Here is a 12,287-nt window from a genome sequence, read left to right on the forward strand (position 1 = left end):
CGGGGGATACGCGACCAGGGGCCTGTGACCCTTGACGGGTGGGACTCGATCGGCTCAGGGGGCGAAGAGCCGCGAGTTCGCCGCCTCGACTTCGGAGTACTGCCGGGCGGCCGTGTGGAGTGCACCATGGACGGAGTTGAGCGATTCCATGAGCTGCTTCTGCGCGCGCTCCCACTGGTTGACCACGGCCTGGAAGTTCTGTGCCGCGCTGCCGCGCCAGCATTCCTGGAGGGCGAGCAGATTGCGCATCATCGTGTCGGATTCGGACACGAGATTGCGGGAGGTGTTCGCAGCGGCGGTGGCCGCGGACTGGACGCGTTCGGCGTCGACTTCGAAACTCATCATCATTCCTCTTGGTCAGGATCGACCCGCCACGGTCGGGCGAGACCACTTCAGTGTCGACGGCCGGGGGCGAAGAGCGGAAGGGCGCGGAAAGAGGGTGTGGACAGCGTTCGGCTGTCCACACCCTCCAGGCGGCTCAGTCGCGGCAGTGTCCCCAGGTTCTGACGCGCGAGTCGTTGACTCGGGAGTGCGCTGACGCGCGAGCGTGCTGATGCGTGGGTCGCTGATGCGCGGGGCCCCGACGTGTCAGCCGCGCGACTACTGCAGCACGAGTGTGACGTCGAGCTTCTGTTCCTTCCCTCCGCGGACCACGGTGACTTCGACCGGAGTGTTCACCGGCTGCGCGCGGACGAGGGCGCGCAGGGCGATGGCGTTGTTCACCTTGGTTCCGGCCACCTCGACGATGTCGTCTCCGTCCTTGATCCCAGCCTTGGACGCCGGGGATCCGCTGGCCACGGACTGCACCTTGGCGCTGCCGCGGCTGATCCCGCCGCTGTTGATGTGCCCGTCGGTGAGGGTGATGCCGAGGAACGGATGCCGGGCCTTGCCGGAGGAGATGAGCTGATCGGAGATCATCACGGCCTGGTTCGCGGGGATCGCGAACCCGATGCCGATCGATCCGGACTGTCCTCCCTCGCCCTGACTCAGCGATGCCGCCGCCGAGTTCACGCCGATGAACTCGCCATCGCCGTTGACCAGCGGTCCACCCGAGTTGCCGGGGTTGATCGCCGCATCCGTCTGGATGGCATTCGTGATCGTCATCTCCTTCTCCTGCGAGGACGCATCCTCGCCGATGTTCTCCGTCGACACCGGACGGTCGAGCGCCGAGACGATGCCGGTGGTCACGGTGTTGGCCAGACCCAGGGGATTGCCCAGGGCCATCACCGGGTCGCCTACGGTCAGCTTCTTCGAATCACCGATGACCAGCGGTTTCACACCGTCGGGGACCTGCTCGAGCTTGATGATGGCGATATCGGTCGACGGATCACGGCCGACGATCGTCGCCTCCGTCGTCTCACCGTTCTTCATGGTCACGGCGATCTCGCCGTCGGGGGTGTCCGCTGGTGCGACGACGTGGTTGTTCGTGACGACGTGGCCCTGATCGTCGTACAGCGCACCTGAGCCGAGCCCCTGGACCTGACCGCGAGTGCCGACCTGAATCGACGTCACGCTGTCCGAGGTCTTCTCGGCGACCTGCGTCCAGTCCGGGGTCTCGATCGTCTCCTCGGCGACCTTGCGCGGCTCATCTTCCTGCAGTGACGAGAGCGCATAGTTCCCGCCGAATGCGAGAGCCCCACCAAGGAGGGCGGCCACCAGGCCGATCGCGATCGTCGCACCCCAACCGGGTCCCTTCCTCTCTCGCCGAGGCGGCTGCTGAGCTCCGTACGGACCGAACGCGTCCGGTCCGCCCTGCCCGCCGGGTCCGACTGGCCCACCGGATCCTGCCGGTCCACCGGGTCCTGCTGGTCCTCCCGGTCCGGGCTGTGAACCGACGGCCGCGAATTCCGAAGAATAGGGACCCGGCACGGGCACCGCGGAATAGGAGTTCGAACCGGTCGGCTGCCCCGGAGTGTTCTGCTGGCCGGGACCGTTCTGCTGCCCGTTCGGTGGATACGGCGGCGGCTGCTGGGGCCGTCCCTGCTGTCCCGGCTGGCCCGTCTGACCGATTGGTTGGCCGGGCTGTTGCCCGCTGGCCTGCCCGCCCTGCTGCCTACCGGGCTGGTAGGGGGAGGACGGCTGGGCGGGAGATCCGCCTCGGTGAGGGGAACCGTCCACAGGCTTCTGCGCATGAGCCGGCGACACGTCGGGGCGCCGTTCGGGAGGTGCGACCGGTGGACTGACCCGGGCAGGGCCGTTGGACTGAGAGGGGAAGGTGCGCGGAACCTCGGCCCCGGACACGCGGTAGCCCCCGGCCGACGGGCTGCGACGCCCCTCGGCGGCGGAACCGCTGTCCGGACTCACCGACGGGCGTGGAGTCTGATCGTCCGAGCGGGCGCTGCTGGACACCTCATCCGGATTCTGGGAGTCGTTGTTCTCGTTCATCGCTCGTCCTTTCGTGTGTCCGCAGTGGTTTCGCCGTTGTCGGAGATGGGCAGGTCGATGCGGAACGTCGCACCGCCGCCCGGAGTTTCGTGGACGGAGATCGCACCATGGTGATTCTCCACGATCGCCTTGACGATCGACAGCCCGAGCCCCGAACCGCCGGTGTCCCTGGTCCGGGACACGTCGAGACGGTAGAAGCGCTCGAAGATGCGGGGAACCACCTCGGGGTCGATTCCGTCGCCATGATCCCTGACCTCGAAGCGGACCCGGCCATTGGGGAATCCTCGCAGCGACTCATCGACCGTGATCGACCCGGCGGCGGTGACATCGGGGACGATGTTGGCCGCCTCGGAGCTGTCGGCCTGATCCTTCGACTGCTGGTCGGGTTCCGGACCGGTCGGCAGGTCCGTCTGCGCTGTGCCCTGTGGGTCTGCCTGATCCCCGGGCTGGGGGGTGGGCTGGGTGTCGGCTTGATCGTTTCCGGCAGAGTCGCCTCGGCGGAATATCCGGACCCCTCCGGTGACGAACCCGCGTTCACGCGGTTTGTCCTTCGCGCCGTTCTTCCCACCGTTTCGACCGTTGTGACCTCGCGCCCCGCCCTCACGGATCTCGCCGGTGTCCGCAGAGTCCGGGTCGACCTGCTCGGGGAGACCGACGACGCCGACGGCGAATTCGATCGCGGTGTGCTCAGGCGTGTGGCGCACGGCATTGCCGGCGAGGTTGACGATGACCTGGCGGATCTTCGACTCGGAACCGCGGATCATCGGCACCGGCTGAGCATCCTCACCATCGAGTCCGATGAAGCTGATATCGCGGTCCGGGGCCTGTGCGGCAGCATCGGCGGCGGCATCGCGGACGACTTTGTGGAGGTCGATCGGACCGATCTCGGCGGCACGCTGCTCGTCGAGGCGGGCGAGGACGACGAGATCGTCGACGAGGACGCCCATGCGCTTGGCCTCGGACTCCATTCGCTCCATCGCGTTGGCGATGTCATCGGACTTCGTGATCGCACCCTGCCGGTACAGCTCCGCATATCCGCGGATCGTGACCAGGGGAGTACGCAGCTCGTGGGAGGCATCGGAGACGAACTGGCGGATGCGCTTCTCCGACCGGGTCTGCCCGTCGAAGGAGTCCTCGATGCGTCCGAGCATCGTATTCAGCGCCGCCGACAGACGCCCGAGCTCCGTGTTGCGCGGATAGCTGGGCACACGTTGGGACAGGTCGCCGGCGGCGATGCGGGATGCGGTCTTCTCGATATCGCGCAGCGGTCGGAACGTGTTGTTGATCGCCCAATAGCCGACTCCGGCGACCATCGCCAGGGCCAGCAGGCCGATGCCGATCATCGTGTTCCGTGCCCGTTCGTTGATGTTGTCGACCTCGCGGTCGAAGGGCACCGCGATGGACACGAGCACGTCGGTGTTCTTCACCTTCATCGCCCGCGCCCGCCACTGCGAACTCGTTCCGGGGACGGTGAAGGGCTCGCCGCCGCGGGAATAGACTTCCTTCTCATCGATCTTCGGCAGGATCGGATGGTTCTGCGGCTCCGGAGCGACGGGGTCGCGGATCGGATCCCCGTTCGTGTCGTAGAACTGCACATAGAACCCTCCCGGCAGCAGGCTCTTGAGCTGATCCCAGGAATTCGAATCGATCGTCGTCGACGACGGCGCCTCCTCGGCGTCATCGTCCCCGGACTGGAGTTCGGCCGGTTGGAACACATCTTGGTAGGCCTGCTTCGCCAGGGTCTCCGAGGCGCTGATGAGTCGCTCATCGGTGCGCTGGACGAGGCTGTCGCGCAGGTTCTCCAACACCCACGCGCTCGTCCCTGTGAGGACGAGCAGCATGAGCAGCATCATGATGGCCAGCAGCTTGGTGGTCAGAGACCATTCTTCCCAGAAGCCGGGACGGGAGGGACGGGATTCTATCGGCACGTATGTAATCTATCGCCCTTGCATGGACGACTACTTGGATTCCGGTGTGCGCAGCATGTAGCCGACCCCGCGCTTGGTCTGGATCATCGGCGTCCACTCCATCTCGACGGGGTGGCCGGCGGCATCCGTCTCCGGGGTGACGTCGATCTTGCGGCGCAGGTAGGAGATATAGGACTCGACGATTCCGGTGTCGCCGCCGAAGTCGTACTCCCACACATGGTCGAGGATCTGCGACTTCGACAGGACGCGGTTCGTGTTGAGCATGAGGTAGCGCAGCAGCTTGAATTCGGTGGGGGAGAGGTCGATGAGGATGCCGGAGCGGCGGACCTCATGGGTGTCGTCGTCGAGTTCGAGGTCGCCCGCCACGATGACGGCGTTCTCTTCGTCCTCGAGATTGCGGGTGCGGCGGAGGACGGCGCGGATGCGGGCGACGACCTCTTCGAGGCTGAAGGGCTTCGTCACGTAGTCGTCGCCGCCGACGGTCAGTCCCGTGATCTTGTCCGAGGTGTCATCACGGGCGGTGAGGAACACGACGGGGGCGTTCATGCCGATCTGGCGCAGACGGCGGGTGACGGTGAAGCCGTCCATGTCCGGGAGCATGACGTCGAGGACGAGGAGGTCGATGTCGGTCTGCTCGGCCAAGCGCAGCGCCTCGGCCCCGTTGGCAGCGGAGACGACGTCGAAGCCGGCGAAGCGGAGACTGGTGGACAGGAGTTCGCGGATATTGGGCTCATCATCGACCACGAGCAGGGTGGCTTCGATATCGATGTCGTTCTGTGCTGTAGTCATGAATCCAGTCTGAGACCCATTTCTGGAAGTAGGCTGGAGATTCGCTGAATGCGAATGTGATGTGCGCCACTGAAAAACTCTCAGGAAACTCCTTTTGGGTCCTGGAACGGGTATTCGCTCTCAGGAACGAAGGTCCGATTTCAGTGAAAAATGTGGTTGCGGTCAGTTCGCGGTCAGAAATGGTCGCCGAGGCGGCCGTTCGTGGGTGGGCTCCGCTCAGTTCCATGCGGGGCGGGCTAGTGCCTCAGCTCCGGCGGGGTGGGCGTCTGTCTGGAGGCATCGGGAAAACGGTGTGCGGCGACGTATCGGGATTCGCGCGGATCTCGCGAGGCGGGCGGAGATCGAAGAGCTGTTGAGCGACGGCGAAGCGTCGGACTCTTTCGGGGCGATGGCGGTCATAGACAACTTGGCCGCGTGTTCCGGGCATCGATGGATCTTGCTGGACGAGGTGGCGTGCCCAGCGCTCCCTGCCCTTGTCGTCGACGAAGTGAATCACGGTCAGGCTGGGGCCCCTCGTGTGGGCTCGGGACCAATGATCGATGACGCTGCCTTCGGCCAGGGCTGCATTGGGATAGGGAGGGCGGTCGAGAATCGGATAGCGGGCCTTGCGGAATGCGAGCAGGGAGACGGCGATGAGTCCGAGACCGGCGGTGATTGCAGCCACCCACCAGACCGGGGCCGCGTCTGTCATGGCTGGAGCGAAGCCGAGGCCGAGCCCGCCGCCGGCCCCGAGTGCTGCCAGCTGATACCGAAAGAATCGAGACAGGCTGCCGCCGGTGCGGAAGCGGCCGAGGGCGGCGAGTACGAGCAGAAAGCTGATGGTGGCAGAGACGAGGGCCGCGATGACGGCGAGGGCGCTGAAGAGGACTTTTTCGCTCAGCAGTCCTCCGGAGCCTGCGGGGAGGAAAGCCAGTGCTGCGAGGGCGAAGCCCGACGTCAGCGTGACCGACATGGTGATGATGCCTGCAAGGCCGGCGGCGAGCTTGCGTCCGGCGGTGATGCGCAAGGGTTGAAGTGACATGGGCGGCTCCTCGGGTCAGTTGTGGGAGTCGGCGTCGGAATGGCGGGCGCGGAAGGCCGCGACGTGTGTGCGGGTGGCGCAGCTGCCGGTGTCGCAGAAGCGCTTCGAGCGATTGCGGCTGAAGTCGGCGAGGTAGGCGCGGCAGTCCTCGGCGGCGCAGCGCCCGAGCCGGTCGAGATCGCCGGAGCGGATGAGGTCGATGAGGACGAGAGCGACATCGGCGGCCACTCGGTCGGCCAGGCTGGCTCGAGCGCCGGTCGCGTGCAGGTGCCAGTCCCAGTGGTCGTGTTTGACCAATTGCGGCACTGACCCCGAGTCGCTCAGTGTGAGATTGATCTCATCGACGACCGCGATCGTCCCCGCTTCGACCTCGTCATCGGTCCCGGCGTCGATGCTCGCATCCAGTGCTGCGGCGAATCTGCGACGCAGGTCCAGGGTCTCGTCGACGTCGTTTCTGGTGGCGGTCAAAGGTCCGGAGAAGTCGTGTCGGGCCGCGAATCCGCGGAGTTTCGCGGTTGTCGTCAGTTCATCGCCGCCGTCCGTGTTGTCGCCGGAGGTGTTGAGGAGGTCGACGAGCATCGTGAGGTTCGCGCGGATGTCGTAGATGAAAGCCATGGTGAATGACATTCTGCCACACGGTGTAATGACCAAAATGCACTTGACCCATTTCAATTTCAGGGCCGATACTGAAACCGGCAGTCATCGGACCGCCTCGGCGAGGGGATGATCCGCCACCGCAGCATCCACCCAGCGTCGCTCCACCAACTCAACACTGCACCACCACCTCGGGGACGTCTGTCCTCGTACGCCACTCAACGTTTCACCACATCAGGAGGTCAGGAATGAATCGCACCGTCATCGCAGGGTTCCTGCTCACTCTTGCCTCCGCGTTCTTCTTCGCGGTGTCAGGGCCGATCGCGAAGACGATGTACCAGGTCGGGTGGACGCCGGGCGCGGTGGTGCTCATCCGCTTGGCCGGCTCCGCGGTCCTGCTGCTCATCCCCACCCTCATCGCCCTGCGCGGACGCTGGGGCGAAGTGCTCACGCACTGGCGCACCGTCCTCACCTACGGCCTGGTCTCGATGGCCGGCGTCCAGGGGTTCTACTTCGTCGCCGTCGAACACCTCACCGTGGCCGTGGCGCTGCTGCTGGAGATGACCGCGCCGATGCTCATCGTCTTCTGGATCTGGGCGCGGACACGGACGCGGCCGGCGACCGTGACATTCATCGGAGTCGTCGTCTCCATGATCGGACTCCTGCTCGTGCTCAACCTGCGCGGATCGTCGATCAGCATTCTCGGCGTGGTCATGGCCATGGCCGCCGCGGTCTGCCTGGCCAGCTACTTCCTCGTCTCGGCGAAGGACACGATCACGATCCCGCCAGTCGCGCTGACCGGTCTGGGCATGGGCATCGGGGCGCTGGCGATGTCGGTCATCGTGCTCGTCGGGGTCATGCCGTGGAACGCAGTGACGGCGGACGTCGACTTCGGAGGGGTGCCGATGTCGTGGGTCGTGCCGATGGCGATGATCGTCCTCTTCACCGTCGGTGCCTACATCACCGGGATCCTCGGTCTGCGCTATGTCGGGGCGACGGTCGGATCATTCGTCAACCTCGTCGAGGTCCCGTTCTCCGTCATCGTCGCCTGGCTGGTCCTCTTCGAGATGCCTGCCCCGATCCAGCTCTTCGGCGGAGTCTTCATCCTCGGGGGCGTCGGCTTCATCAAGTGGGGCGAATCCCGCCTCGCCCGCCGCGTCGCTCGTCGTGAGGTCGTGGTCAAGTCCGAACCCTCCCTCATCACTACGTAATTACTACCTGACGGGGGCCCAGCAACCTCCAACGCCAGGTTGCTGGGCCCCCGTCAGGTAGCAATTGAGGGGAGTGTCAGCGGACTTCGATGCTGTAGCTGTAGCCCTGTTCGGTGAGGAAGCGGCGGCGCTGAGCGGCGAAGTGCTCATCGATGGTGTCGGCGGCGACGACCGTGTAGAACGTGGCCGACCCCTGGTCTTCCTTCGGACGCAGAATCCGACCGAGGCGCTGAGCCTCCTCCTGCCGGGACCCGAAGGCTCCGGAGACCTGGATCGCCACCGAGGCGGCCGGCAGGTCCACGGAGAAGTTCGCGACCTTCGAGACCACGAGCACCGGGATCTCCCCGGACCGGAACTCGCGGAAGAGCTCCTGGCGCACCGATTCTGGGGTCTGCCCGGTGAGCACGGGCGCACCGAGTTCGGCTCCGATCTCCTCGAGCTGATCGAGATACTGACCGATGACGAGGATCTGCGCATCCGGATGATCGGCGACGAGCTCGGAGACGATCGGCAGCTTCGCATCCGATGTCGCAGCCAGCCGGTACCGGTCCTCACCGTCGGCGCGGGCATACGCGGTTCGCGTTCCGCCGTCGAGGCGGACGCGGACTTCATGGCAGGCCGCCGAGGCGATATAGCCGAGCCGTTCGAGTTCCTTCCACGGCACCTCGTACTGCTTGGGGCCGATGAGGGAGAACACCTCGTCCTCGCGTCCGTCCTCACGCACCAGCGTCGCGGTCAGGCCGAGGCGACGGCGAGCCTGCAGGCTTGCGGTCAGTCGGAAGATCGGTGCCGGAAGCAGGTGCACCTCGTCATAGATGACCAGGCCCCAGTCCTTGGCATCGAGGAGTTCAAGGTGGAGATACGAGCCCTTCCGGCGAGTGGTGAGCACCTGGTAGGTGGCGATGGTGATCGGGCGGATCTCCTTCGTCGATCCCGAATATTCGCCGACCTCGTCTTCGGTCAGGGTGGTGCGGCGCAGGATCTCGTCCTTCCACTGCTTCGCCGAGACCGAGTTCGTCACGAGGATGAGCGTCGTCTTCTGCACCCGAGACATGGTGGCCACACCGACGACTGTCTTCCCCGCACCGCACGGCAGAACGACGACCCCGGACTCACCGGACAGCGACTGGTCGATCGCCTGCTTCTGGTAGTCGCGCAGGTGCCACTGACCGCCGTGGGCATCGTCGGACAGTGAGATCTCGTGGGCTTCGCCGTCGACATAGCCGGCGTGGTCGGACACCGGGTGTCCCAGCTGCAGCAGTGCGTGTTTGAGTTCGCCGCGCTCGGAAGGGTGGACGAGGACGGATTCGGCGTCGATGCGTTTACCGAACTTGCCGACGAGATCGGGCTGACCGACTAGCTCATCGAGCAGCCCCGTCTCCGTCGAAGTCAGGGTCAGTCCGTGGATCGGGTGGTCGATCAGGGTGAGCACACCGAACCGGTCCATGATGTCGACGATGTCGACGAGGAGCTCATGCGGGACCGGGTACTTCGCGAATTCGAGGAGCACATCGACGACGGATTCGGCATCATGGCCGCTGGCGCGCGCGTTCCACAGTCCCAGCGGGGTGATCTCATAGGTGTGGATGTACTCCGGGGTCCGCGACAGCTGCGCGAACGGGGCGATCGCCACGGCCGCCTCGACGGCCATCGGATGTCCCGATTCGAGCAGCACAGTCCGATCGGACTGCACGATCAACGGACCATTCATTCGATACTTCCCTTCCCGAAGTGTGATGACACCAGAGGGCACAACACGTCCATCTCCCCGATTGTTCCCGCTCCGAGCTACCTGACGGGGGCCCAGCAACCCCGCGCCAGGTTGCTGGGACGCCGTCGGGTAGCAATTAAGGGGAGGGGTCTACGGAGACGATGCGGGCGACGGACAGGGACGCCTCGGCGCCGGTGGTCGTCACCACTCCGCGGACGCGGCCGGCGTTGAGGGTGGCCGGCAGCATCTCGATCGTCCGCTCCTTGCCGTGGGAATCCGCGATCCGAATGAGCACGCGCTGCTTCGTCTCCGCCGCTTCCCGCAGTCGGTCCATGTGACCCAGAGGCTCATCCGTGCTCACCGGCGCGGCCGCCGCCGGTGCGGACCGCAGGATCCGCATATATTCGCCGAGGTGGCCGTCACTGACCCGCGGACGTCGCCTGACGCTGACCTCGGGTTCCGATTCGGTGATCACCCGGCGTTTGCGCACGGGACCGGCCGCCGAATGCAGCAGAGCGTGATGATCGGAGGCCTCGAGCAGATGCATCGTCCGCTCCGGGCCCAGTTGGGCGATCGCCACCGTCGGAGCCAGACGTTCGAGACCGGCGGGCATCATCGCCTGATCGGAGAGGATGACATCGAGGTCGACCGGATCGTCGACGACGAGCACCGACCTGGCACCGGCCACTCGCACCCGCCGCAGCTTCGATGCCGTATTCTGCACGAGGAAGTCCAGCGTCGACGGCAGCTCTTCGGCACTGATCTCGGCGAGTTCGGCCAACGCCTCATCCGGGGAGAGCCCGGCCTGCATCGTGTCCTCGATGGTCTCGGCGTCGATGCGATAGACGGTGCCCTGACCGCGGGCCTCGACGACGGCGTACTTGCGCAGAATACGGTGGACCCGCGGTTCGATCGGGCCGGTGGCCACGGCGGTGAGATCGGACTGGATGAGCACCGTATCGACCTCGGCCCCGAGTCCCTCGGTGACCGCGGCGATGACATCCCCGGGTACGGTCAGGGCCTCGACGGACACGCCCAGGGGCAGGATCGAGGGATCCTGTGCTGCATGCTCGGCCATCGCCCGATCCAATCCGGCGACCAGGCGAAGACCGAACCGGCTCGGTCCGAAATGCTCCGGCTGCTGCAGCGGTGTCGTCGCCAGCCCCACGGTGACGCACGTGTGGAGAACGGCCTCGGTCATCGCGAACTCGTGGGCCGGCAGCAGCGGATGACGACGCAGCACCTCGGCGTGGATCCACCCTGCCGACCGTGCCGTGCCCAGACCGATGTCGTGCAGGACCGAGAGCACGGCGAAGCGCAGCAGCGGCATCGCCGGCACCGACAGCCCGTATCCCTTGAACAGGGACTTCTTCGGGGCGGCGAGCACGGTCAGCCGTTCGTTCTCACTTGCGCCGGCCGCCAGCTGAGTGACATCGAGCAGGTCGCGCAGCCAGGCCCCAACCAGGTCCGCCCACAGGGCGGCACGATCACCGGCGAGGGCGGAATCGGCATCATCGGCGGCCGTCCACTGCGGGTCGAGCGCATCGTCGAGGACTCCGATGAGGTGCAGCGACTTCGCCGCCTGCAGCAGGGTGATCGTCTGCTCGAGACCCAGTTCAAGGGTGCGGGCGAGTCGGGAGACATCGCGTTTCGAGATGCCGCCGCTGGTCAGCCGGGAGATCGGGGAGACGGCGAGCTCATCGACGAGCCCGCGCAGAGATGAGATGACCTCGGCCACGGCGGCCTGTTCGCCGTTGTGGATGAGCGGCTGGCCGATCGCGGCCGTGCTCGAATCGATCGACGACTCATCGATCTGCCACGGATGGGCCCGGGAGGATTCGGCTGCCGAGGTCGGCAGCAGGGTGATGGCCTCGGACTGGATCTTCCACACGCCCGCGACCGCAGACCCCGCAGATCCAGCAGACTCAGCAGACCCAGCACCGTCCCCGTCCCCGCCGGCCGGCCATGCCAGGCCGAGGTCGCGCAGTCGGGGCAGGGTCGCCTCGGCGAGGGCAGGATCGATACGCGGAATGCTCGCGACCTCGATCTCCGGCGTCGTCCGGGCCGCCTTGGCCAAGGCGATGAAGACCTCGAGCGTGCCCGCATCGAGGGCTTCGATGCCGCGGGAGACCCCGATGCGTGAGGACGCGGCCGCGGCCAGGGCCGCCATCGTCGGGGACTCGGGTTGGAGGAGGTCGCGTCGCGTCCGGACGAAGGACTCGAACTCGGCATCTGCACTGTGGGACAGCCACTGGCTGAAGGTCATGGACATCGCAGATCAGTCTATCGCGAGGGGTACAATCGAGGGGCAGATTACGGATCAGAGATCGGACGGAAGGACGCGCATTGTCAGCCACTCGAGTCGACACAGCCATCGTCGTCGCCGCGGTTGCCGCCGCAACCATCGGGGCGCTCGGTCTCATCGGCGTCCTCGGTCAGGCCTGGATGGGACTGACCCCCAGTTCGCTGCTGACCTATCTGCCCATGATCCTCGTGCCCATCGCCGTCATCCTCGCCTGCGTGGCCATGATCCGAGCCGCCATCCGACGCAGACAGACCGGGGTGGGCCACCGCTGATATCACCGTTCATGCCGCTCACCTCGCAGGTTCGGGGACGGGCATGAACCCCGTCTGCACAGTGTGATCGA

The 12,287-nt window shown here is 66.0% G+C and carries 10 protein-coding genes; 2 read left to right on the top strand and 8 right to left on the bottom strand.

Annotated elements, in window-relative coordinates; all coding sequences use genetic code 11:
• Nucleotides 1-54: 54 nt before the first annotated feature.
• From ACTIIH_RS04980 to ACTIIH_RS05005, 6 genes are all read right to left on the bottom strand, one after another.
• The gene (locus ACTIIH_RS04980) at nt 55-342 is read right to left on the bottom strand and encodes a WXG100 family type VII secretion target (RefSeq protein WP_035321190.1); all 288 of its coding nucleotides are present in this window, start codon (nt 340-342) and stop codon (nt 55-57) included.
• Between the two features lie 258 nt (nt 343-600).
• The gene (locus ACTIIH_RS04985) at nt 601-2,385 is read right to left on the bottom strand and encodes a trypsin-like peptidase domain-containing protein (protein ID WP_441450867.1); all 1,785 of its coding nucleotides are present in this window, start codon (nt 2,383-2,385) and stop codon (nt 601-603) included.
• Nucleotides 2,382-4,313, bottom strand: coding sequence for a sensor histidine kinase (locus ACTIIH_RS04990; protein ID WP_441450869.1), 1,932 nt, complete (start codon nt 4,311-4,313; stop codon nt 2,382-2,384). The genes ACTIIH_RS04985 and ACTIIH_RS04990 overlap by 4 nt, the downstream gene beginning before the upstream one ends.
• 30 nt (nt 4,314-4,343) lie before the next feature.
• Nucleotides 4,344-5,102 carry a response regulator transcription factor gene (locus ACTIIH_RS04995; RefSeq protein WP_025780466.1) on the bottom strand — a complete coding sequence of 253 codons (759 nt, stop codon included), beginning with the start codon at nt 5,100-5,102 and terminating at the stop codon, nt 4,344-4,346.
• A 244-nt stretch (nt 5,103-5,346) separates the two neighbouring features.
• Nucleotides 5,347-6,123, bottom strand: coding sequence for a hypothetical protein (locus ACTIIH_RS05000; RefSeq protein ID WP_441450870.1), 777 nt, complete (start codon nt 6,121-6,123; stop codon nt 5,347-5,349).
• Nucleotides 6,124-6,138: 15 nt separating this feature from the next.
• The gene (locus ACTIIH_RS05005; protein ID WP_441450872.1) at nt 6,139-6,738 is read right to left on the bottom strand and encodes a CGNR zinc finger domain-containing protein; all 600 of its coding nucleotides are present in this window, start codon (nt 6,736-6,738) and stop codon (nt 6,139-6,141) included.
• 227 nt (nt 6,739-6,965) lie between these two features.
• Between ACTIIH_RS05005 and ACTIIH_RS05010 the strand changes: the two genes are divergently transcribed.
• Nucleotides 6,966-7,928 (top strand): EamA family transporter, encoded by a 963-nt coding sequence (locus ACTIIH_RS05010; RefSeq protein ID WP_441092276.1) that lies wholly within the window; start codon nt 6,966-6,968, stop codon nt 7,926-7,928.
• Nucleotides 7,929-8,004: 76 nt separating this feature from the next.
• Here the strand turns inward: ACTIIH_RS05010 and ACTIIH_RS05015 are convergent, their stop codons facing one another.
• Nucleotides 8,005-9,639: a DNA repair helicase XPB gene (locus ACTIIH_RS05015; RefSeq protein ID WP_441092277.1), complete on the bottom strand. Its 1,635-nt coding sequence runs from the start codon at nt 9,637-9,639 to the stop codon at nt 8,005-8,007.
• Between the two features lie 136 nt (nt 9,640-9,775).
• The gene (locus ACTIIH_RS05020) at nt 9,776-11,911 is read right to left on the bottom strand and encodes a helicase-associated domain-containing protein (RefSeq protein ID WP_441450875.1); all 2,136 of its coding nucleotides are present in this window, start codon (nt 11,909-11,911) and stop codon (nt 9,776-9,778) included.
• A 74-nt stretch (nt 11,912-11,985) separates the two neighbouring features.
• On the opposite strand from ACTIIH_RS05020, the gene ACTIIH_RS05025 reads away from it, so the two are divergent.
• Nucleotides 11,986-12,216, top strand: a complete 231-nt coding sequence (locus ACTIIH_RS05025; RefSeq protein WP_441092279.1) for a hypothetical protein — start codon at nt 11,986-11,988, stop codon at nt 12,214-12,216.
• Nucleotides 12,217-12,287: the final 71 nt, after the last annotated feature.

The organism is Brevibacterium sp. (assembly GCF_052105255.1).
In the GTDB taxonomy this organism is placed as follows: domain Bacteria; phylum Actinomycetota; class Actinomycetes; order Actinomycetales; family Brevibacteriaceae; genus Brevibacterium; species Brevibacterium linens_B.